Annotated in this window: 18 protein-coding genes; 7 read left to right on the forward strand and 11 right to left on the reverse strand. The window is 71.9% G+C overall.

Annotated elements, in window-relative coordinates; genetic code table 11:
• The first annotated feature begins 1,094 nt into the window (after positions 1 to 1,094).
• From FJ694_RS15010 to FJ694_RS15020, 3 genes are all read left to right on the forward strand, one after another.
• Entirely contained in the window at positions 1,095 to 1,418 is a 324-nt protein-coding gene (locus FJ694_RS15010) for a hypothetical protein (RefSeq protein WP_157268053.1), read from the forward strand.
• Positions 1,419 to 1,701: 283 nt separating this feature from the next.
• On the forward strand, positions 1,702 to 2,175 hold the full coding sequence (locus FJ694_RS15015) for a GFA family protein (protein ID WP_157268086.1): 474 nt from the start codon (positions 1,702 to 1,704) through the stop codon (positions 2,173 to 2,175).
• Between the two features lie 85 nt (positions 2,176 to 2,260).
• Positions 2,261 to 3,127 carry an SHOCT domain-containing protein gene (locus tag FJ694_RS15020; protein ID WP_157268054.1) on the forward strand — a complete coding sequence of 289 codons (867 nt, stop codon included), beginning with the start codon at positions 2,261 to 2,263 and terminating at the stop codon, positions 3,125 to 3,127.
• Positions 3,128 to 3,185: 58 nt separating this feature from the next.
• Here FJ694_RS15020 and FJ694_RS15025 read toward each other — a convergent pair whose 3' ends face one another.
• The 5 genes from FJ694_RS15025 to FJ694_RS15045 form a co-directional block, all read right to left on the reverse strand.
• Complete coding sequence (locus tag FJ694_RS15025; RefSeq protein WP_157268055.1) at positions 3,186 to 4,217, reverse strand: lysylphosphatidylglycerol synthase domain-containing protein; 1,032 nt, start codon at positions 4,215 to 4,217, stop codon at positions 3,186 to 3,188.
• Positions 4,218 to 4,329: 112 nt separating this feature from the next.
• On the reverse strand, positions 4,330 to 5,529 hold the full coding sequence (locus tag FJ694_RS15030) for a CaiB/BaiF CoA transferase family protein (RefSeq protein WP_157268056.1): 1,200 nt from the start codon (positions 5,527 to 5,529) through the stop codon (positions 4,330 to 4,332).
• Positions 5,530 to 5,606: 77 nt separating this feature from the next.
• Positions 5,607 to 7,547, reverse strand: a complete 1,941-nt coding sequence (ggt, locus tag FJ694_RS15035) for a gamma-glutamyltransferase (protein WP_157268057.1) — start codon at positions 7,545 to 7,547, stop codon at positions 5,607 to 5,609.
• A gap of 221 nt (positions 7,548 to 7,768) precedes the next feature.
• Positions 7,769 to 9,079 (reverse strand): DUF2325 domain-containing protein, encoded by a 1,311-nt coding sequence (locus FJ694_RS15040; protein WP_157268058.1) that lies wholly within the window; start codon positions 9,077 to 9,079, stop codon positions 7,769 to 7,771.
• An 18-nt stretch (positions 9,080 to 9,097) separates the two neighbouring features.
• The gene (locus FJ694_RS15045; protein WP_157268059.1) at positions 9,098 to 9,397 is read right to left on the reverse strand and encodes a hypothetical protein; all 300 of its coding nucleotides are present in this window, start codon (positions 9,395 to 9,397) and stop codon (positions 9,098 to 9,100) included.
• Between the two features lie 9 nt (positions 9,398 to 9,406).
• Here FJ694_RS15045 and FJ694_RS15050 point away from each other — a divergent pair, with 9 nt between their 5' ends.
• Both FJ694_RS15050 and FJ694_RS15055 read left to right on the forward strand, forming a co-directional pair.
• Positions 9,407 to 10,000 (forward strand): hypothetical protein, encoded by a 594-nt coding sequence (locus FJ694_RS15050; protein WP_157268060.1) that lies wholly within the window; start codon positions 9,407 to 9,409, stop codon positions 9,998 to 10,000.
• 199 nt (positions 10,001 to 10,199) lie between these two features.
• Positions 10,200 to 11,378: a hypothetical protein gene (locus FJ694_RS15055; protein WP_157268061.1), complete on the forward strand. Its 1,179-nt coding sequence runs from the start codon at positions 10,200 to 10,202 to the stop codon at positions 11,376 to 11,378.
• A 70-nt stretch (positions 11,379 to 11,448) separates the two neighbouring features.
• On the opposite strand, the gene FJ694_RS15060 is transcribed toward FJ694_RS15055, so the two are convergent.
• Entirely contained in the window at positions 11,449 to 11,889 is a 441-nt protein-coding gene (locus tag FJ694_RS15060; protein WP_157268062.1) for an acyl-CoA thioesterase, read from the reverse strand.
• Between the two features lie 115 nt (positions 11,890 to 12,004).
• On the opposite strand from FJ694_RS15060, the gene FJ694_RS15065 reads away from it, so the two are divergent.
• Positions 12,005 to 13,285 (forward strand): nucleotide disphospho-sugar-binding domain-containing protein, encoded by a 1,281-nt coding sequence (locus tag FJ694_RS15065; RefSeq protein WP_198320845.1) that lies wholly within the window; start codon positions 12,005 to 12,007, stop codon positions 13,283 to 13,285.
• A gap of 194 nt (positions 13,286 to 13,479) precedes the next feature.
• On the forward strand, positions 13,480 to 14,661 hold the full coding sequence (locus FJ694_RS15070; protein WP_157268064.1) for a family 16 glycosylhydrolase: 1,182 nt from the start codon (positions 13,480 to 13,482) through the stop codon (positions 14,659 to 14,661).
• A 256-nt stretch (positions 14,662 to 14,917) separates the two neighbouring features.
• On the opposite strand, the gene paaZ is transcribed toward FJ694_RS15070, so the two are convergent.
• From paaZ to FJ694_RS15095, 5 genes are all read right to left on the reverse strand, one after another.
• Positions 14,918 to 16,963 (reverse strand): phenylacetic acid degradation bifunctional protein PaaZ, encoded by a 2,046-nt coding sequence (gene paaZ / locus FJ694_RS15075; protein ID WP_157268065.1) that lies wholly within the window; start codon positions 16,961 to 16,963, stop codon positions 14,918 to 14,920.
• A 256-nt stretch (positions 16,964 to 17,219) separates the two neighbouring features.
• Positions 17,220 to 17,999, reverse strand: coding sequence for an ABC transporter ATP-binding protein (locus tag FJ694_RS15080; RefSeq protein ID WP_375140219.1), 780 nt, complete (start codon positions 17,997 to 17,999; stop codon positions 17,220 to 17,222).
• Positions 17,996 to 19,876, reverse strand: a complete 1,881-nt coding sequence (locus FJ694_RS15085; protein ID WP_157268066.1) for a branched-chain amino acid ABC transporter ATP-binding protein/permease — start codon at positions 19,874 to 19,876, stop codon at positions 17,996 to 17,998. The genes FJ694_RS15080 and FJ694_RS15085 overlap by 4 nt, the downstream gene beginning before the upstream one ends.
• On the reverse strand, positions 19,873 to 20,898 hold the full coding sequence (locus tag FJ694_RS15090) for a branched-chain amino acid ABC transporter permease (RefSeq protein ID WP_157268067.1): 1,026 nt from the start codon (positions 20,896 to 20,898) through the stop codon (positions 19,873 to 19,875). Before FJ694_RS15090 ends, FJ694_RS15085 begins: the two co-directional genes overlap by 4 nt.
• A gap of 68 nt (positions 20,899 to 20,966) precedes the next feature.
• Complete coding sequence (locus FJ694_RS15095; protein WP_157268068.1) at positions 20,967 to 22,130, reverse strand: ABC transporter substrate-binding protein; 1,164 nt, start codon at positions 22,128 to 22,130, stop codon at positions 20,967 to 20,969.
• Positions 22,131 to 22,256: the final 126 nt, after the last annotated feature.

Consider the following 22,256-nt stretch of genomic DNA (forward strand, 5'->3'; position numbering starts at 1 on the left):
TTGGACATTTCTGATCTGGGGCGTGGTGCCCTGTCGGGCTTCCGCGCAAACGGATAATGCCACAGCTCAACCAAACGGGAACCCTTGGCACCGAAATTTTTTTCCCGTCACCCGCATTGCGGCGAACCCGCCCGGAATCCGCCAATACGGCATATGCCGCTTCCCGGGCAGTGCTGGCCCGCGTGGGCGCCGGAGTATGAATCGCATATCACGCCGGGTGCACCACCGTTCGGATTGTTGCTGCCTTGTGTGCAAGCGGTGAAGGCGGCCGGTGCCACCGGCAATGGGCGCCGTGGAAACGATCGAATCGAAACCGGGTTTCAAGGCCCGGTGAATCGCGCGGTGCCGGCAATGGTTTACGCAGTGGGGTTTCTCCGGCGCCGTGATTCGAAGGAGGGGCCGGCGTGACCGACGGCAACCCGGCAACGGGATGACGGTCCTGCCCGGGGGTGCCCTTTGCTCCCGGGCAGGACCGCGCCGGCTCGGAGCCGGCGCTGCACCGCGTTCAACCACCCGAAACCGAAATACGCTGGGTCGTCGTGATGGCACGGCAGCCGTGCAGCGCGAAGGCTGGCCTGCTGCCAAGGCCGGGCTCGCGGCACGGCCGGCATTTGCACTGGCTGCGGCAAGACAATTCACGGCCTGGCCGGTATCCCGCTGCCGACACAATTCGGCCAACATTGCGGCTGGCGAGGGCAGCAAGATGCGCTGAATCACCCGGTGCGGCAGGCGGAATTGCAGCGGCGCTTCGGTCGCCCACAGGTCCGCCGCCCCGCCAAAGCCGCGGAGATTGAGCCCGCTTTGGTAACGGTTTGCTAACCTTCGGCATCAGTGAAAGGAAGTCCCGACGCCCCGGATACTCCCGTTTGCACCTTGGTGCCATGGCACCGGGGCGTGAGAAGTTCACGTCGTCGCCGGTCTTGCGGATGTGGGCCGGGAAAATGACGTGGAAGGCGTGCGGTTTCGGGTTGAACGCGCACCACCGCGCTGCTAGGCGTGCGGCGCGGCCGGCACAGGCCATGGCAATCACAGCCCGTCACACACTGCCGCCGGGATGGATGGCGAATCGGGGGCGGCCCTCCCGATACTTGATCTTGAAAGCGCTGAAAGCCCACCGGCCCGGAACCAGGAAGCGTCGCCAATTCGGCGCCGGCCTTTCAGCGCCCCGAGGCATCGACGCAGAGGAAAACATGCGCAACATGGACGAAAGCGCCTGGACCGCTGGCTTCATGGCGGGCGGGATATTCGCCGCCCAGTGTCCCTACGTGCGTGGCTCGTTCGAAGCGCTGGATTGGTATGGCGGCTGGATCGAAGGCGCCGCCACCGCGCTGGACCATGGCGAATCCACGCCACGCTGCGGCGTGGCCGAGGCTGCAGCCCGGCGCCATTCGGACGGCATTCATACCCCGCGCCATTGAGTCGCGGCCGCGCCGCGACTGCGGTGGCGCCGGGGCCGGGCGCTTCCCGCCGCACGCGGCCGCTGCCTGACATATTGCAGCGCAGCAATATGGTCTGGTTCCCGGTCAAATCCGGTAGCCGGACCTGAAACCGGGCCAGGGCAAGGCGGCGAAACCGCCCGAATCCCGGAACAGGACTTCAGGGTCTTTTTCAGCACATTTCCAGCGTCCCTGACGGCAGGGCCCGCCGCCTGAAAGCGGCAAGATGGCGCTCATTCCGGATCTCGACGACGAGGTGCCCGCCATGCGACTCGAAGGTTCCTGCCACTGCGGCGCCGTGCGTTTCTCCGTGGAATCGCACGAGCCCGTTCCATTCATGCGCTGCTACTGCTCGATCTGCCGCAAGACCGCGGGCAGCGGCGGCTTCGCCGTCAACCTGGGCGCCGACCACGCCACGCTGCAGGTGCACGGGCGCGAGCACCTGGGCGTGTACCGCGCGCGCATGGAGGACGGGCGGCGCAGCAGCGGCGAGCGCCATTTCTGCCGCGAGTGCGGCACGGCCCTGTGGCTGTACGACCCGACCTGGCCGGACCTGGTGCATCCGCACGCCGGCGCCATCGACACCGCGCTGCCCGGCGTGCCCGCGGTCACGCACATGATGCTGGGCTCGAAGCCGGCCTGGGTCGAGGCGCACGTCAGGCCCGCAGACAAGAGCTTCGACGCGTACCCGGACGAGTCGCTGGCCGAGTGGCACCGGCGCCACGGGCAGACGCGCTGAGGGGACGAGGTGGCGCGCCGGGGCCGGGGCCGGGGCAGGACGTGCTTGCGGCGACGCACAATGGCGCGTCCATTGAAAGGGTCCCATGCAACAACTCACGCCGGAAGGCCGGCAGGCCATCGACGACATCGCCCGGCGCCACGGCTTCAGCAGCGAGGCGGTGACCGCCATGCTCTGGGCCGTGATCCAGGGCAACGGCAGCATGGCGCAGTTCGGCCATCCCGAGTTCGGCGGCGCCGGGCAGTGGATGCGCGGCGGCATGACCATGGTGTCGGACATGTTCAACAACGCGCTCAAGGCGCGCGTGGACGGCCTGTGCAGCGAGCTCGCTAGCCTGGTTGCCAGCCAGCCCGGGCTGCTGCAAGCCGGCAGTTTCCAGACGCAGAGCCAGGACGGCGGTGGCGGCTACGGGCAGCAGCAGTCGTCGTGGGGCGGCGGCAGCCAGCCGTCGATGGGCGCCGCAGCGCCGGGCGCGGCCAGCCTGTTCGTGCCGGGGCCCCAGGGCGGCGGTGACTGGTGGGGACCCAGCCTGCGCTGGCCCGACGCCACCGGCGCGCAGAACGGCGTGCGTTACGCCTGGTTCTCGCAGGCGCGGCGCCTGGCCATCGAGCTGCACGGCCGCGTCACGATCTACGACACGCTCGACCACCACATCGGCGGCTTCTCGCAGCAGCAGTCCGGCAGCGGCTCGCTGAGCTTTAACAGCCAGTACGGGCTGGTGGACGTGGGCAGCCTGCCAGTGGTCTCGGTGGACGGCCAGGCGCCGGCCGCCCCGGCGCCGGTGGCCGCCGCGCCCGCGCCGTCGGCCTCGATGCCGGCGCCGGCCGCCGGGCTGCCGCAGGGCCTGGACGTGTTCGCCGCCATCGACCGGCTGGCCGAGCTGCATGCCCGCGGCGTGCTCACCAGCGAGGAGTTCGCCAGCAAGAAGGCGGAGCTGCTGAGCCGGCTCTGAGCCGGACCAATGTCCGTTATGTCAATTCCGGCGGATGCCGGCGCGGCGCGGTGCCGGATCAGGACGATCGGGCCTTGGCCGCCTGGACCGCCCCGGCCGTGCCGGCGGCGGGTTGCGGCGCCGGGTGCGCCGCCGCGTAGCGCTCCAGCAGCAGGTACAGCGCGATGCCGCCCAGCAGCGGCAGCAGGTAGTACAGCGCCCGGTAGGCCAGCACCGCGCCCAGGACCGTGCCCTGTCCCAGGCGACCGGACAGCAGCCCCAGGTACACCGCCTCCAGCACGCCCAGGCCAGCCGGGATGGGCGTGACCACGCCGACGATCGACGCCGCCATCAGCACTGCCAGCGTCTGCGCGTAGGGCAGCCGCTCGCCCAGCAGCAGGTACATCACCGCGCCCATGAGCGCCCAGTTCACGGCGGAGAACAGCAGCTGCGCGATGGCGCGGCCCGGGCTCGGCCAGCGCAGGCACCGGCCGCGCAGGTGCCATTCGCGCCCGCGCCACTTCGCGCAGGCCAGCACGTAGCTGGCGGCCAGCCCCAGCATCAGCACGCCCACGGCGCGCAGCGTCCACGGCGGCAGCCCGGCCTGCGCTGGCAGCGCGATCTCGCCGGCGGCGAACAGCGCGCCGGCCAGCAGCCCGTAGCCCAGCCAGTTAGTGGCCAGGCTGATGCCCACCACCTGCGCCACCGTGGTCTCGTCCAGCCCCGCCTTGGCGTAGAGCCGCGCGCGCAGCGCCACGCCGCCCACCAGCGAGCCCAGGTTCAGGTTGAAGGCATAGCTGGCCACCGCGATGGCCCAGCTGCGCCAGCGCGCCACGCGGTGGCGCACGTGGCCGCGGCCGATGAGGTCGAAGCAGCCGTAGACGGCATGGCTGAGCGTGGCCAGGGCCCAGGCCGCCAGCAGCAGCTGCAACGGGTAGCGCTTGAGCGCGGCCCAGGCGCCGGCCCAGTCGATCTGGTGCGCGCGCGACAGCAGCAGCCCCAGCACCACCAGGCCGAAGATCGGCACGGCCCAGCGCCGGATGCGCGGCCAGGCGGCGGTGAAGGCAGCCCAGAACGGGCTGGTCGGCACGGGAGGGGCGTCGCTGAGCATGGTGGCTCATCCTCGCCGCTGCCGCCGCCGCGTGCCAGACGACGCCGCCGCGCCGTGCTGTAGGCGCTGTCCGACTCGCGCGCCGGACAGCGCCGCCCGGGAGCCCTCGCCTTCAGTCCGCGGGGGCTGGCGGCCAGCCCGGGGCGGCGGCCAGCGCGCGGCGCAGCGCGTCGCCATGCTGGTCCAGCCGCGGCGGCGCGCGCCGGGCCGCGGCGCGCTCGCCGTCGAAGCACACCGGCGCCGCCACCAGCGGCATGGACGCCGCATCGCCCTCGCCGCCGCGCTCCACGACCATGCCGCGCGCGCGCACCTGCGGCGCCTCGAACACCTGGGCGATGTCGCGCAGCGGCGCGCAGGGCACGCCCGCGGCGTCGAGCCGCTCGCACCATGCCGCGGTGCCCAGCGCCAGCATCCACCCCGCCACGCGCGGCACCAGCTCGGCGCGGTGGGCCACGCGCGCGGCGTTGGTGGCGAAGCGCGCGTCGCGCGCGAGCGCCGCCTCGCCGGCGAGCTCGCACAGCCGCGCGAACTGCGCGTCGTTGCCCACGGCCAGCACGATGTGGCCGTCGGCCGTGGCGAAGACCTGGTAGGGCACGATGTTGGGATGCGCGTTGCCCATGCGCCGGGGCGTGAGCCCGCCCACGAGGTGGTTGCCGGCCTGGTTGGCGAGCATGGCCACCTGCACGTCGAGCAGCGCGGTGTCGATGTGGCAGCCCTGCCCCGTGCGCTCGCGGCCCTGCAGCGCGGCCAGGATGGCCGTGGTTGCGTACACACCGGTCATGAGGTCCACCACCGCCACGCCCACCTTCTGCGGCTGGGTGCCGGGCGTCCCTTCCGCCTCGCCGGTGATGCTCATGAGGCCGCCGGCGGCCTGGATGGCGAAGTCGTAGCCCGGGCGCGCGGCCTCCGGCCCGGTCTGGCCGTAGCCGGTGATGGAGCAGTACACCAGGCGCGGGTTGAGCGCGCGCAGGGAAGGCGCGTCCAGGCCGTAGCGCGCGAGCTGGCCGACCTTGTAGTTCTCGATCAGCACGTCGGCCTCGGCCGCGAGCGTGCGCACGAGCGCGGCGCCTTCGGCGCTGGCGAGGTCCACGGCGATCGAGCGCTTGCCGCGATTGGCGCACAGGTAGTAGGCGGGCATGCGCTCGGCCGGCGTGCCCCACCACGGCGGGCCCCAGGCGCGCGTGTCGTCGCCGCTGCCCGGGCGCTCGACCTTGATCACGTCGGCGCCGTAGTCCGCCAGCAGCTGCCCGGCCCAGGGGCCGGCCAGCACGCGCGACAGGTCCAGCACCCGCACGCCGGCCAGCGGGCTCATGGCCGGCCTCCCTCGAACTGGTTGTTCATGAAACAGCTCCCATTGACTCCCGGGATTGTGCAATGGGAGCCGGGGCCTCAGGGCGCCAGCAGGTCGCCCAGCGCCGGCAGCAGCGGCTTGCCGCGCGGCAGCACGATCACGGTGCCCTCGCGGCGCTTGTCGGCGCCGCCGTAGTAGCGGCCGGTCCTGGGGTCGATGCCCACGGCCTGCACCGAGCCGATGTCGGCCGGGTTGACGGTGTAGCCCAGCGCGGCCAGGCCGGCGGCGGCGGGATGCCCCGCTTCCAGTTGCACCGTGGGCCCGACGCCGGTGACGGCCAGGCGCCGCGCGTCGATGGCCTGCTGCAGCGTCATGCCGTGGTCGATGAGGTTGAGCGTGACGTTGAGCACCGAGCTGATGATGGTCGAGCCCCCGGGCGAGCCGAAGGCCAGCAGCGGTGTGCCGTCGGCGCGGAAGATCATCGTCGGCGTCATGCTGCTGCGCGGGCGCTTGCCCGGCTCGACGTCGTTGTAGCCCGCGCCCTGGGTCCAGGGGTTGGTGGTGGGCGCGAGGTTGAAGTCGGTGAGCTCGTTGTTGAGCAGGAAGCCGTGGTTGCGGAACGAACCATCGGGCTTGCGGTAGCCGGCGAACACGCCGATGCCGTGCGAGGACTCGATGGTGTTGGTGTAGGAGACGAAGTTGCCCCAGCGGTCGGCCACGGCGAAGTGCGTAGTGGTTTCGCCGGGGCCGTCGATGGGCGCGGCCACGGCCAGCGGCCTGACCGGCTTGATGCCGCTCCACTGGTAGGGGCGCGGATCGCCCGACTCCGGGTTGGGCGCCAGGCGCACGCCCGGCAGCAGCGCCGCGCCGCGCAGCGCCGTGTACTGCGGCGCCAGCAGCCCGCGGCCCGGCACCGACACGAAGTCGGCGTCGCCCATCCACACGGCGCGGTCGGCAAAGGCGACGCGCAGCGCGTCGGCCATCAGGTTGGCGGTCTTGACGCCGCCCCAGCCGTAGCCCTGCGCCGGGTCGCCCAGCGGGAAGCGCTCCAGCATCTCCAGCACCTGCAGCAGCGTGAGCCCGCCCGACGACGGCGGCGACATCGCCTTGACGGTGTAGCCGCGGTAGCGCGCCTCCACCGGCGCGCGCAGCGCCGCCCGGTAGCCGGCCAGGTCGGCGTAGGTCATGCTGCCGCCGCGGCCCTCGGTCTCGCCGGGCAACTGCGGCGCGCGCTTGAACTTCTGGCCCTCGACGATGCCCCGGGCGATGTCGCAGCCCTTGGCCGGCAGGTACAGGTAGAAGCAGTCGGGCCCGTGCGCGGCGATGAGGCGCAACGTCCCGGCCAGCGGCTTGTTGGTGATGAGCTGCCCCACCGCCGGCGGCTTGCCGCCGGGGCAGAAGAAGGCCGCCGCCTCGGGCGAGTTCTGCGCGCGCGCATTGCACGCGACGCTGGGGTCGGCATAGCGCGGCGTGGCGTTGAAGCCCTTGTCGGCGAGCTTGATGGCGGGCTTGAGCACCTGGTGCAGCGGCAGGTTGCCCCAGCGCTCCAGCGCCAGCGCCGTGCCGCGCACCATGCCCGGCACGCCCACGGCCACGCCCTGCAGCGAGGGGTTGGACAGCTTCGTGAACATGGCCGGCGTCGCGCCGGCGGGTGCCTTCTCGCGGCTGTCGATGTAGAAGGTTTTGCCGCTGGCGGCATGGTGGATCATCATGAAGCCGCCGCCGCCGATGCCCGCCGACTGGGGCTCGACGACGTTGAGGGCGTAGGCGACGGCCACCGCCGCGTCGATGGCGTTGCCGCCCTTCTCCAGCACCTGCGCCCCGGCCTCGGCGCCATAGGGGTTCGACACCGCGACCACCGCCTGCTGGCGCAGCAGGCCCGGGGGCAGCGCCGGCAGCGTGCCCAGCTTCAGCTCGACGCCGACCTGCGCCGCCGCCGCCGCCGATGCGGCCGGCACCGCCACCGCGCCGCCGCAGGCCAGCAGCAGCGCGCGGCGCAACCGCGACAAGGCCGGGGACCGGACTTTCCGTACAACCATGGACCGACTCCTCGTTGGGATTGAGTGATGCGACACGGGCGCCCGCGTCGCGCGGGCGCCCGGCCGATTCACTGTGCCCAGCGGGTGCGGCCGGATCAACCGCGCCGCACCGCCCGGATGCGGGCAGCGGGCACGCCGGGGCTGTGGCAGGCCCCCGGCAGGCGCGCCGCGGGCATCGGGCTTGCCCCGAGCGCACCTGGCACCGGCACAGGGCCCCGCGCTCAGGCCCGGGTGGTTGAGTCCGGAACGGTCGTGGCACGTGCTTCGCGGGCCTGCGCCTCCTCGGCCGGCTCGAGCCGCTGCGCCGCCTCGCGCAGGCCGCGCAGCAGCCCGGCGGCGCTGGGCTTGTCCACGAACACGCACTGCTTGCCGGTGCGCTTGCAGTGGTCCTTCACGCGCCAGTAGGCGCCGTGGCTGATGCAGCCGGTCTGGCAGATCACGAGGTCTGCCGCCGCGAGGCTGGATTCGAGCTGCGCGCTGTTCTCCTCCTCGCCGCCGTCGTGGTGCAGGAACTGCCCGCCGGTGCGCTCCACCAGCTGCCGGTACACCGGCACGCTGCCGGCGCGCCCGCCCACGCACAGCACCGAGCGGTCGCGCAGCCGCGGCGCCACGGGCAGCGCCATCACCACGGCGCGAACCGGCGCGCCGGGCGGCGCCGGCGTGCCGGCGGCGGCGCAGGCCGGCTCGGACGCCGCCGCGCGCCGGCCCTCGGCCAGGCGGCGCTCCAGCGCCTCGATGCGCGCGCGCTGGCGCGTGATCTGCTCGGCCTGCGCGCGCCGCGTGCCCAGGTCGGGCATGCCGCGGCGCAATTCCTCCAGCTCCATCCGCGCGGCCTGCAGCGCCGTGTCGCGCGTGATCAGCGCCGCGCGCAGCCGCACCAGCTCGGCCGAGAGCTGCTCGATGCTGGCCGCGCGCTGCGCCAGCGCCTGCGTGCTGCGCTGCTGCGCCGCGGCCAGCTCGCGCACCAGCACGCCGTGCTCGCGCGCCAGCTCGGCAAAGCGCGCGCGGTCCACGCGCTCGGCCGCGCCGGCCTGGTGCTGCAGCATGTGCACGTCGCGCAGCACCCGCTCCTCCAGCACGGCGTCGCAGTGCCCGTGTGTGAGCACCGCCCAAAAGGCCGCGGGCACCGTCACGCCCTCGTCCAGGCGCTCGCGCCACCACTGCGCCAGCGCCGGTGCCGACTTGCAGCGCTGGGCCGCGCCCAGCGCCGCGGCGAAGCGCTCGTCGAGCTCGCGCTGCACCCGCTCGGCCAGCGGCGTGCGCGACTTGCATTCCTGCACCGCGGCCAGGTGCAGCTCGTAGTCGTCGGCAGGCACGGCCGCGCCGAGCAGCTTCTCGGCCAGGCGGCGCAGCAGCGGCAGGGGCAGGCACACGCCCACCACCGGGCAGAAGGCCGTGGGCGCGAGGTCCCACAGCCGGCGCCGGCGCGAGCCGCGCGCGAAGCCCGCCTCGGCGGCCGCCCGCGCATGGCGCTCGGGCAGGGACAGGGACAGCAGCGCGGACAGCGCCGCGGGACGGTGCTCGGCACACATGTTCAGGCGGCTCCCGTGTCAGTGCAGGACCGGCGCGGCCACGGCGGCCGTGCCCGCGGCGCCGATGCCCGCGTCCGGCGCCCGCAGCGCGCGGCCGGCCGACTGCACCAGCCCCGCCATCTCGGCGAAGGCCTCGACGGTCAGGCGCAGCGTCACCGGGCCCAGCTGCAGATGCACCTGGCCGCAGTCGGCGCAATGCAGCACCTTCCCCACCCCGGCCCGCGCCAGCGTGCGCGGCGCGCAGCCGGCGGCCGGGTCCGGGTCGCGTTCCGGCTCGGGTGCCAGGTCCAGGTCCGGGTCGATGTCTTCGCGGTCCAAGTGCGTTCCTTGCTGCTGCGCCGGCGGCGCCGATACGGCACATTATCGCGAATCATTCTCATTTGCAACCAGGATGCGGGGCCGGTGCAGGACCGGGCGGCGGTGGCAGCACGCCGCCGCCACGGCTTCCTGCGGAGCGCCGCGTCCGGTGCCTCCGATGCCGCCGGCATCCCCGGTGCCGAATTTCCCGACGCGGCCTCGACGGGTATTCCAGTGAAAGGCATTGGTTTGAACGGGCTGCTCCACCGGCAGGCCGATTTCCGGGCACCGATGGCAACGGCAAATCACTCACCGGTCAGCCTTGAAGGAACGAACCTCACCTCGAAAACCGAATTCCATGTAACCGGGATACCCGTTTCTGACACGCTTTCTGTAACTTCCCCATTGCAAGACGAGAAGGCATCCCGCGGCCAATGTATCCAGGGCGACCTTGATCCAGCGCAACACATGCCCGTCGATGCCGGGAACTTCGACCTTCCACACCCCGCATGGCCCTGCGATCAACGTACCAGCACGGTGCCAGGGCGCCTGATTCATGAATCCGCCGCCATGTCGTCACCACATCAGCAAATTACTGTAGGTTACTTGGTCTACTTATTTTAACAAACACACATCTAACAGCTTTTTACAGTTCGTCGATAAGTTGCTTGTGTCGCCTGAATAAGGCTGCTTCTGAAAACACAGAGGCGGGAAATCAATCCGGGACCCGCGGCCAATAAATGCTTTTTGCGCCGATCGACCCCGACAAATCCGGCACCGGCCCTGAGGGGGGCTGCCCTGAAATATTGCTGGAAGAACCATCGTGAATACCCATCGACTTCAATTGCGCCCGGCGCTGGCCGGCTCCCTGGCTTCGGCTCTCGTGCTGCTGGCGGCTTGCGGTGGCGGCGGTGACACGCCGGCGTCCGCCGGCGCCACGGCCATGGTGGCCGCGACGGAAGCGTCCAAGACGCTGCCGCCCGGCGACAACCGCGTGAAGTGGAACCCCGGCCACTACATCCAGCTCAACGCGGGTGCGGGCGAGTTCATGATCAACCGCACCTTCAGCGAGATCGCCGCGCTGCCCAACGTGCGCGGCGTGCAGATGCGCTACCAGTGGCGCGACCTGGAGCCGACCAAGGGCAACTACGACTTCTCCCGCATCGAGCGCGACCTGGCCTTCGCCCGCGCCTCGGGCAAGAAGCTGGCGATCCTGGTGGGCACCAAGGCCTTCGCGGCCGGCTCGCGCGCGCTTCCTGACTACCTGCGCACCGACGAGTACGAGGGCGGCGTCTACCGCATCCTCATCGACGGCCGGGACACGCTGGGCACCGAGTCCACCACCGGCGAGAACATGGCGATTTGGGTGCCCGGCGTGCGCGACCGCCTCATCGCGCTGACCCAGGCGCTGGGCCAGCGCTACAACGCCGACAACACCTTCGACAGCATCTCCTTCAACGAGACCGCCTTCGGCAACGCCGTGGTGCCGCTGACCAGCGCGCAGAAGCAGGGCTACTTCGACAACCTGGCGCTGATGAACAACGCCACGCGCCAGGCCTTCCCCAACACGGTGGTGCTGCAGTTCTTCAACTTCCCGCGCATCTACCTGCCCAACCTGGTCAACAACGCCATCAACAACGGCGTGGGCCTGGGCGGCCCGGACACCTTCCTCAACGACCCGGCGCTCGACCTCTCCACCTACCCGTTCTACGACACGGCCGCGGGCAAGGTGCCGCTGGGCCCGTCGGTGCAGGGCGAGAACTACTTCACCACCTACCAGTACGGCCCCTACAACCCGCCGGCGGTGACGGACCTCTACGCCTACGCGCGCGACCGCCTGAAGGCCAACTACATCTTCTGGAACAAGGTGCAGACGCAACCGCTGGTGCCCTACAACAACGTGCTGGCGATGTTCAGGTCGGCGAGCTTCCCGAAGGACGCCGCCGGCGGCCTGGCCACCACCTGCCCGACCAGCCTGCCCGCGTGCACGCCGCAGCTCTGACAGCCGGCCCGCGACTCCGAGCTTCCGCCGCGCATGCGAAACGGGCCCGCCAGGGCCCGTTTTTTTCGTCTCAGCCGTCCGTGCGCAGCCGCTGCAGCACCGCGCGCAGCGCGTCGGGCAGCGGCACCGGGCGGCGCGTGACGCGGTCCACGTACACGTGCACGAAGTGGCCCTGCGCCGCAGCTTCGGCGTCCTCGTTGCGGAACAGCCCGACCTCGTAGCGCACGCTGGAGTTGCCCAGGTGCGCCACGCGCAGCCCGGCGCGCACGCGGTCCGGGAAGGCGATCGGCGCGAAGTAGCGGCAACCCGTCTCCACCACCAGCCCCACCGTCTGCCCGGCGGCGTAGTCGAGCACGCCCTGCTCGATGAGGTGGCCGTTCACCGCGGTGTCGAACCAGCTGTAGTAGACGACGTTGTTCACGTGCGCATAGACGTCGTTGTCCATCCAGCGCGTGGTGATGTCGCACCAGGCGCGGTAGGCGTCGCGGTGCTCGCGGCCGGGCTTGTCCATGTTCGGCAACTCTCCTGTACGGCTTCGGCCCCAGCGGCCGAGGGTCCGCCGGATGCTAGGGTCCGCTGCCGCCGCGGCGCAAGCCGCGCCGCGCGCGCCGTGCCCGCCCGCCGCCATGCCCGCCGCCCCGCCCCGCTACGTCCTCGCCACCGCCGGCTCCACCGGCGACATGCATCCCTTCATGGCCCTGGCCCGGGCGCTGCAGGCCCTCGGCCGCCGGGTGGACATCGTCGGCCCCGCCGCCCATGCCGACCTGGTGGCACCCACCGGCCTGCCCTTCACCGGCCTGGGCACGCACGAGGAGTACGAGCGCGTCATCGCCAACCCCGACCTGTGGCACCCGCGCCGCGGCTTCAAGGTGATGTTCGGGCGCTACCAGGCGGTGCTGCTGGAAGGGTTTCATGCCTTCATGGCGTTTCAGGGCAGCGCGCCGCTGGTCGTCATCGGCCACCCGCTCGCCCTGCCCGCCGCCGCCCTGGCCCGGGAAAAGGGTTCAGGGGCCCGCCTGGTCGGCACCTGGCTGGCGCCCTCGAACCTGCGCAGCCGCCACGGCCCGCTGCAGCTCGGCCCCGTGGCCGTTCCGCGCTGGGTGCCCCCGCCCGTGCGCGGCGCGCTGTGGCGGCTGCTCGACCGCGCGCTGGTCGATCCGCACGCCGCCACCGCGCTGGCGGCGGCACGCGCCGAGCTGGGTCTGCCGGCGCTTGGGCAAAGCTTCCTGCCCCACATGCAGGCCCTCCCGGAGCTGTCGCTGGCGCTGTTTCCCGACTGGTTCGCCCCGCCCCAGCCCGACTGGCCGCGGCCGCTGCTGCAGGGCGACTTCCCTCTCTACGACGCCGGCGCCGACGCCCCCACGCCGCCGCCGCTGGCCGCCTTCCTGGAGGCCGGCAGCCCGCCGCTGGTGGTCACCCCCGGCACGGGCAACACCCACGCCGGCCGGCTCTTCGACGCCGCGCTGCGGGCCGCGCAGTGCCTGAGGCGCCGCGCCGTGTTCCTGACCCGGCACCGCACGCAGGTCCCGGCCACCCTGCCCGACACCGTGCTGTGGCTGCCCTACGTGCCGCTGGCGCGGCTGCTGCCGCATGCCGCCGCGCTCGTCCACCACGGCGGCATCGGCACCACCGCCGAGGCGCTGCGCGCCGGCGTGCCGCAGCTGGTGACGCCCTTCGCCTGGGACCAGTTCGACAACGCCGCGCGCGTGCGCGCGCTCGGCGTGGGCGCCGTGTTGCCGGCCGCGTCGATCGGCGCCGCCCGGCTGCAGCGGCGGCTGCAGGCGCTGCTGTCCAGCGCCGACACGCCGCGCCGCTGCGCGCAGGTTGCGGCGCGCTTTCCGCAGCGTCCCCGGCTGCAGGCGCTGTGCCGCGCGCTGGAGACGGCCCTGGGCCTGGCGGCGCCTTGACCAGCGCCACGGCAGGAGGGCGAGAAGCTGAAGGCCGGAAAACCGCAACATGCCGACATTTCGTTAACAACCGTTAACGACTTCACGTCGCGGGCTTTAACACGCGGCGCGGCTCTCGAAGCGCCGATCAGCGGGTCGATGAACCGGCAAATCATCGATTCGAGAGCGAGGGAGCCGTGAAGAGGGAGTTGTGGATGTGTGCCGCCGCGCTGTGGGCCGTGGCGGGTTGCGGCGGCGGCTCGGCGCAGAGCGCCATGGAGCCGGCGCAGGAGGTCCAGGTGTCGCAGGCAGCACAAGCAGCACGGGCCGGGGCCTCACCCGCCATGTCCGTGCCGCGGGTCGCCGGCGCGGCGGCCGGCACCGAGCAGGCCAAGGCCATCACGGGCACGGGCACCGGCGCCAGCTTCAGCGACGACCTCGATGCCTTCGACGCGAACCGCTGGCAGGCGGCGCAGTGGAACAACGGCGCGCCGTTCCTCAACGGCTGGCACCCGGGCCAGATCGGCTTTGGCGGCGGCGCGATGCAGATCCGTCTCGAAGCCGACCTGCTCGGCCTCACCGGGCTGCCCGCGGTCTCGGGCGAATACCGCAGCTGGCAGAGCCACGGCTACGGCCTGTACCAGGCGCGGATGAAGGCCTCGAACGTGCCGGGCACGGTCAGCGCCTTCTTCACCTACACCGGCCCCAGCGACGGCACGGCGCATGACGAGATCGACGTGGAGATCCTGGGCGACGACCCGACGCGGCTGTGGATCAATTACTGGACCGACGGCGTCCAGCACCCCACCGTCGTGAGCCTGGGCTTCGACGCCTCGGCCGCCCCCCACGACTACGCCTTCCGCTGGAGCGCGCAGCGGCTGCAGTGGTTCGTGGACGGCGTGCTGGTGCACGAGGAGACCGGCAGCCGCGGCCCGCTGCCGCGCGTGGCGGGCAAGATCATGCTCAACCACTGGGGCACGGTCGGCGCCGAGCCGTGGAGCAGCAGCTACGTGGTCGCTCCCGCAACCGCCTCGGTGATGGTCGTGGAGCGCGTGGACTTCACGGCCGAGGCCGCGGCGCCGCTGGCGGTTTCGGTGGGCGCGCTCTCCGGCAGCGCCTGGACCGACGCCAAGGGCTGGCGCGCGGTGGCCACCATCACCGTACGCGACGGCGCCGGCGCGGCCGTGCCCGGCGCCACCGTCAGCGGCGACTTCACGCTGGGCGGCACCGGCTTCACCTGCACCACCGGCAGCGCCGGGCTGTGCAGCGTCACCAGCGCCGCCATCAACCGGCTGCGCACCGCCACCACCTTCACCGTGCGCGGCATCGCAGGCAGCGGCTTCAGCTACGACGCCGCGCGCAACGCGGTGACGTCGGTGCCGATCGCCCGGCCCTGAGCCGGCGCGAGGCCACGCGGCCATGAAAAAGGCCGGTGCCTCGCGGCACCGGCCGAGCAAGCGCGGGCTGCGGGCCCCGCGCGTCCCCTGGGTCAACACGATTGATGCCGGGCTGCAGTCACCAGGGCATCGATGGACCCATCGTAGGCAGGCACCGCCGCGGCCGCACCGGAGCTTTCGACTTCGGACCCGGTCGTTTTGTCCGGCCCGGCATGGGAGCTTTGTCCCGATGGCAGACGCCACGGCCGCGCCGCCCTCAGCCCCGCTTGGCCACCAGCGTCAGGATGTCGTAGCTCGCCACCAGCTCGCCGTGCTGGTTCGTCACCTGCACGTCCCAGGCCACCACGCCCTGGCCCCGGCCCTGGGCATCGACCTTGTTGCGGTCGATCTTGCGCTTGGCCGTGAGCCGCGCCTGGATGGTGTCGCCGATGGCCACGGGCTTGACGAAGCGCAGCGCGTCGAGCCCGTAGTTGGCCAGCACCGGCCCCGGCGCCGGCGACACGAACAGCCCCGCCGCCGCCGACAGCACGAAGTAGCCGTGCGCGATGCGCTGGCCGAAGGCCGTGTCCTTGGCCGCGATCTCGTCGAAGTGCATGTAGAAGAAATCGCCCGAGATGCCGCCGAAGGCGACGATGTCGGCCTCCGTCACCGTGCGCCGGTGCGTCAGCAGCGAGTGCCCGATCTGCAAGTCCTCGAAGTGGCGGCGGAACGGGTGCACCTCGCTCTCGCTCACCTTCGCGCCGCGCACGTACTCGCCCGTCACGGCCGTGAGCATGGTCGGCGAGCCCTGCACCGCCGCACGCTGCAGGCAGTGTTTTACAGAGCGCAGTCCGCCGAGCTCTTCCCCACCACCCGCACGCCCTGGACCGCCGTGCTTGAGCGCCGGCAAAGGCGAGCCATGCCCCGTGGATTCCTTGGCCGCCTCGGCATCGAGCACCAGCAGCCGCCCGTGCAGCGCCGCGGCCACCGGGATGAAGCGCGCGGCCGTGGCCGGGTCCTTCGTCACCAGCGTGCCCACCAGCGAGCCGCGCCCGCGCGCAGCCAGCTGCAGCGCCTCGTCCAGCCCGTCGTACGGCATGAGCGTGCTCACCGGCCCGAAGGCCTCCACGTCGTGCGCCGCGTCGTGGTGGAGCGGGTCGCGGCTCAGCAGCAGCGTCGGCGCGAAGAACGCGCCCTCGGACACGCCCTCGCCTTGCAGAGTAAAGCCGTCGCGCGCGCCGAACACCAGCTCCGCGCCCTGCAGCAGCTTCTCCACCTGCGCGCCCACGTCGCGCAGCTGCTCGTGCGAGGCCAGCGCACCCATGCGCACGCCCTCGATGGCCGGGTCGCCCACGCTGGTCTTGCGCAGCCGATCCCGCAGCGCGGAAGCCACGGCGTCGAGCATGCCGCGCGGCACGATGGCGCGGCGGATGGCGGTGCACTTCTGTCCGGCTTTCACCGTCATCTCCCGCGCCACCTCCTTGACGAAGAGCTGGAACTCCTCGTCGTCGGGCGTCACGTCGGGCGCCAGCACGGCGCAGTTGAGCGAATCCGCCTCGGCATTGAAGGGCACCGAGTGGCGCACCAGGTTCGGATGCACGCGCAACTTCGCTGCCGTGTCGGCCGAGCCGGTGAAGGTCACCATGTCCGAGCCTTCCAGGCGGTCGAGCAGGTCGCCGGTGCTGCCGATGACGAGCTGCAGCGCGCCCGCGGGCAGCAGCCCCGAGCGCTCGATCAGCCGCACCAGCGCCTCGGTCACGTAGCTCGTGGCCGTGGCCGGCTTGCCGATGCAGGGCAGGCCCGCCAGGAAGCTGGGCGCGAATTTTTCGAGCAGCCCCCAGATGGGGAAGTTGAAGGCGTTGATGTGCACCGCCACGCCGCCGCGCGGCACCAGGATGTGCGTGCCGGCGAAGTGGCCCTGCTTGCCCAGCGGCAGCGCCGGCCCCTCGTGCAGCAGGTTGCCCGACGGCAGCTCGTTGCTGCCGATGCTGGCGTAGGCGAAGAGCGTGCCGGTGCCGCCCTCGACGTCGATCCAGCTGTCCGCGCGCGTCGCGCCGGTGTGCGCCGAAATCGCGTAGAGCTCTTCCTTATGCTCGGCCAGGAATTTCGCCAGCGCCTTGAGCCGGGCGGCGCGCTGCTGGAAGTCGAGCGCCAGCAGGTTCGCCAGGCCGGTGCGGCGCGCGTAGGCGACGGCCTCGCCGAAGTCGGGACGCTCGCCATGCGTGGCCGCCACGGGCCGGCCGTTGACGGCGCTGCGCAGGGTCTGCGCCGCTTCCTGGCCGAGCCAGCGGCCGGCGATGAAGCTCTGGAGGACGGGGGTCATGGGGGTGGTCTCCTCTCAAATGATCAGAACAGCCAGTTCCCGCAGGCGGGAGCGAATGCATGAACCCTGAGACGCTGGTCCCAGCTTGCAGGCTGACTGAAACCTATTCGTTCCAGCCGGTGAAACAACGGGCGGCTGGCCGGAGCCGGTAGGAGGCCCGCTTGCGGGCCGAACCCTGCCCAGGCTGCGGATTCGGCCCGCAAGCGGGCCTCCTACCAAGCCTTCGCCCAACGTCCCGGCAGTCCTGCGCCGACAGTCAGGCCGCCTTCTTGGTGCCGAGTCCCAGGTACGTGTCGATGATGCGGCGGTCGTGCAGCAGCTCCGCCGCCACGCCGGTCAGCGCCACGGCGCCCATCTCCAGCACGTAGGCGCGGTCCGCCACCTGCAGCGCCGCGCGCGCGTTCTGCTCCACCAGCAGCACCGACACGCCCAGCTCTCGCAGCGAGGCCACGATGCGCAGCACCTCGCGCACGATCAGCGGCGCCAGGCCCAGCGAGGGCTCGTCGAGCATCAGCAGCTTCGGGCGCGCCATCAGCGCGCGGCCGATGGCCAGCATCTGCCGCTCGCCGCCGGAGAGCGTGCCGGCCAGCTGCGCGCGGCGCTCGTGCAGGCGCGGAAACAGCTCGAACACCTCCTGCATGCGCGCCTTCTGGTCGCGCTGCCCGCGCCGCCAGCGGCTGAAGCCGCCCAGCAGCAGGTTGTCCTCCACCGACATCTCGGCGAAGAGCTCGCGCTTCTCCGGCACCAGCGCCACGCCGTGCGCCACCATCTTCTCCACGCTCGGCCGCGCGATGGTCTCGCCCGCGAGCCGCAGCTCGCCGCGCGAGGGCAGCAGCCCCATCGTCGCCGACAGCAGCGTCGTCTTGCCCGCGCCGTTGGGCCCGATGACGGTGACGATCTCTCCCTGACCCACCGCCAGGTCCACGCGGTGCACCGCCTCGACCTCGCCGTAGGAGACGCAGAAGCCCTGGAGTTCCAGCAGCGGCTGCGGCAACGACGCAGCGCCGTTCATGCCCTTCACGTCGGCCACGCTCATGCTGCCGCTCCCTGGTCGTCGGCGCCGCCCAGGTAGGCGTCGAGCACGCGCTGGTTGCCCTGCACCTGTGCGGGCGTGCCCTCGGCGATGACGGTGCCGAACTCCAGCACCGTGACGCGGTCGGCCAGGTTCATGACGAACTCCATGTCGTGTTCCACCACCAGGATGCCCAGGCCCTCGGCCCGGAGTTGATCGAGCAGCTTGGCCAGCGCCTGCTTCTCCAGGTGGCGCAGGCCCGCGGCGGGCTCGTCGAGCAGCAGCACCGCGGGCTGGCTCGCCAGCGCGCGCGCGATCTCGACGATGCGCTGCTGGCCCAGCGCCAGTGAGGCGGCCGGCGTGTCCATGTGGGCGCCGAGCCCCACGCGCTCGATCTGGCGCCGCGCCTCGGCCAGCACCGCGGCCTCCTCGGCACGGTCCAGGCGCAGCATGGAGGCGATCCAGCCGCGATGCGCGCGCCGGTGCGCGCCCACCGCGACGTTCTCCAGCACCGAGCGCTGCCCCAGCAGGCGCACATGCTGGAAGCTGCGCGACAGGCCCAGCGCCGCGAACTCGCGCGAGGGCTTGCCCGTCATGGCCTGGCCCATCAGCCGCACCTCGCCGCTGCTGGGGTCGTCCACGCCCGAGATCATGTTGAAGAAGGTGCTCTTGCCCGCGCCGTTGGGGCCGATCAGCGCCAGGATCTCGCCGGCGCGCACCGTCAGGTCCACCGCGTTGTTGGCCACCAGCCCGCCGAAGCGCTTGGTCATGGCATGGGCCTGCAGCACCACCTCGCCGCGCGCGGGCAGCGTGCGCTGCGGCAGCGCGGCGGGCACGGGCAGCGACGCCGGCGCCGGGCGCACCCAGCGCCGCACGCGCGCCGCCAGTTGCGGCCACAGCCCGTCGGCAAAGCGCTGCAGCACCACCAGCATCAGCAGCCCGAAGACGATGACCTCGAAGTTGCCGCTGCTGCCCAGCAGCCGCGGCAGCCAGTCCTGCAGCTGCTCCTTGAGCAGCGTGATCAGCGCCGCGCCCAGCACCGCGCCCCACAGGTGCCCGGCGCCCCCGACCACGGCCATGAACAGGTACTCGATGCCGATGTGCAGGCTGAACGGCGTCGGGTTCACGAAGCGCTGCAGGTGCGCGTACAGCCAGCCCGAGATCGCGGCCAGCAGCGCCGCCAGCACGAACAGTTTTATCCGCTGCCGCCCCGTGTCCACGCCCATCGACTCGGCCATGACGCGCCCGCCCTTGAGCGCGCGGATGGCGCGGCCCTCGCGCGAGTCCAGCAGGTTGTTCAGCGCCCACAGCGCCAGCAGCAGCACCGCCCAGATCAGCAGCCCCAGCACCCGCGGCGAGGCCAGCGAGTAGCCGAACACCACCAGCGGCGGCACGCCCGAGAGGCCCGTGTGCCCGCCCAGCCACTCCAGGTTGCCGAACAGGAAGTACAGGCTCAGGCCCCAGGCGATGGTGCACAGCGGCAGGTAGTGGCCCGAGAGTTTCAGCGTGATCGAGCCCAGGAACCAGGCCACCGCGAAAGTGATGGCCAGGCCCAGCGCCAGCCCGGCCCAGGGCAGCAGCGCCGGCGGCAGGCCGCCCAGCACGGCAGCCGCCTGCGGCGAGGTGCAGGCCCAGGCCGTGGCGTAGGCGCCCAGGCCGACGAAGGCGGCCTGGCCGAAGCTGGTCATGCCGCCCACGCCGGTGAGCATCACCAGCCCCAGCGCCACCAGCGCATACAGGCCGATGTAGTTGAGCAGCGTGACGCTGAACTCGGGCAAGAAGCCCCAGGAGGCCAGCAGCAGCGCCACCGCTGCCAGCACCAGGTGCCGGGTGGTCAGGCCGCCGGCGCGCGCGGGCGTCGCTTCCGCCGCGGGCTTGGAGACGATCGGGGACGTGCTCATTCGTCTTCCTCCACGTGGTGGCTGCGCAGGCTGCGCCACCACAGCACCGGGATGATCAGCGTGAATACCAGCACTTCCTTGAAGGCGCTGGACCAGAAGGATGCGAAGGCTTCCAGCTGCCCCACCAGCAGCGCGCCGGCCAGCGCCAGCGGGTAGCTCGCCAGTCCGCCCACGATGGCGGCGACGAAGCCCTTGAGGCCGATGAGGAAGCCCGTGTCGTAATAGACGGTCGTGATCGGCGCCACCAGCAGCCCGGCCACCGCGCCGATGAGCCCGGCCAGCGCGAAGCTGAGGTCTCCGGACAGTTCGGTGGGAATGCCCATGAGCCGCGCGCCCACGCGGTTCATGGCCGTGGCGCGCAGCGCCTTGCCGACGATGGAGCGCTCGAAGAACACGAACATCGCCACCACCAGCGCCAGCGCCGTGCCCACCACCACCAGCGACTGCCCGGTGATGGTCAGCCCGCCCACGTCCATGCGCAGCTCGGAAAAGGCGCTGGTGCGCGAGCCCTCGGCGCCGAAGAACAGCAGCCCCAGGCCCACCATCACGCCATGCAGCGCCACCGAGACGATCAGCAGCATCAGCACGCTGGCGCGCGCCAGCGGCCGGTAGGCCAGGCGATACAGCAGCGGGCCCAGCGGCGTGATCAGCAGCAGCACCGTCAGCGCCTGCAGCACCTGCCCCTCGGGCTTGAGCGACACCAGCGCCACGGCAGCGGCGGGGCTGGCGACGCACCACAGCAGCGTCGAGCGCCAGTCCACCGTGGCGCCGCGCTGCGCGCGCCAGGCCTCCAGCGCCAGCACCACCGCGGCCAGCGCCAGCAGCAGCCACAGGCTCGCCGGCGTGCGCCCGGATTGCAGCAGCGCCATCGACAGCGCCGCGAAGGCGACGAACTCGCCCTGCGGGATGAAGATCACGCGCGTGACCGAGAACACCAGCACCAGGGCCAGTGCCATGAGTCCGTAGACGGCACCGTTGACGATGCCGTCCTGCCCCAGCAGGAGGGCGATCTGGAGGTCCATAGGGTTTGACTTCTTGAAAGGGTCCTGCGAGGGCAGCGGACGCTGCGGATGCCGATGGCCTCAGCCCGTCAGGGCTGCGCGCCCGGCTGGTACTTCCAGGCGCCGTTCTCGATCTTGACCATCACGCGCGCGCGCTGGTCGAGACCCAGGTGGTCGTTGGGCGTCATGCTGAAGATGCCGTGCGCGCCGGCCAGCTCCTTCGTCTGCTCCAGCGCGTCGCGCAGCGCGGCACGGAACTCGGGCGTGCCGGGCTGCGCCTTCTTCAGCGCCGCCGGCACGGCATTGGCCATCAGCAGCCCCGCGTCCCAGGCATGCGCGCCGAAGGTCGAGACGCTGCCCTTGCCGTAAGCCGCTTCATAGGCCGTGACGTAAGCCATGGCGCTCTTCTTCACCGGGTGGTTCGCGGGCAGCTGCTCGGCCACCAGCACCGGGCCCGAGGGCAGGAAGGTGCCTTCCACGTCCTTGCCGCCCACGCGCAGGAAGTCGGCATTGGCCACGCCGTGCGTCTGGTAGTACTTGCCGGCGTAGCCGCGTTCCTTGAGCGTCTTCTGCGGCAGCGCCGCGGGCGTGCCGGCACCGGCGATGAGCACCGCGTCGGGCCTGGCCGCCATGAGCTTGAGCACCTGGCCGGTGACGGAGGTGTCCGGGCGCGCGTAGCGCTCGTTGGCCACGATCCTGATCTTCTTCAGCGCCGCGGCCTTGGCGAACTCCTGGTACCAGCCTTCGCCATACGCGTCGTTGAAGCCGATGAAGCCCACGGTCTGCACGCCCGCGGCGGCCATGTGCTCGGCAATGGCCAGCGACATCGCGATGTCGTTCTGCGGCGTCTTGAACACCCAGCGCCGCTTGGCGTCCATGGGCTCGATGATGCGGGCGCTGGCGGCCATGGAGATCAGCGGCGTCTGCGACTCCGCGGCCACGTCGGTCATGGCCATCGAGTTGGGCGTCGTGGTCGAGCCCAGCAGGATGTCCACCTTGTGCTCGCTCACGAGCTTGCGCGCATTCGACACGGCGGCCGTGGTGTCGGTGGCGTCGTCGAGCACGACGTAGTTGACCTTCTGCCCGGCAATGCTCTTGGGCAGCAGCGCGATGGTGTTCTTCTCCGGGATGCCCAGCGAGGCCGCCGGCCCGGTGGCCGAGACGCTCACGCCGACGTTGATGTCGGCCTGCGCCAGCGTCGCGGCCAGCAGCGCAGCAGCCGCCACGGCGGCGAGCCGGAAGCGCTTGTTCATGTCGTGATCTCCTTCAATGCGGGAAACGGCGGCGGGCGCGCGTCGCAGCGGCGCTGCGGCCGTCAGGGTGCGGGGCTTGGTGTTCGATGCCGCGGCAACGGCCGCCGCGAGGGCGGCCGGGCCCGG

Source organism: Azohydromonas aeria (assembly GCF_009760915.1).
Lineage (GTDB): Bacteria > Pseudomonadota > Gammaproteobacteria > Burkholderiales > Burkholderiaceae_C > Azohydromonas > Azohydromonas aeria.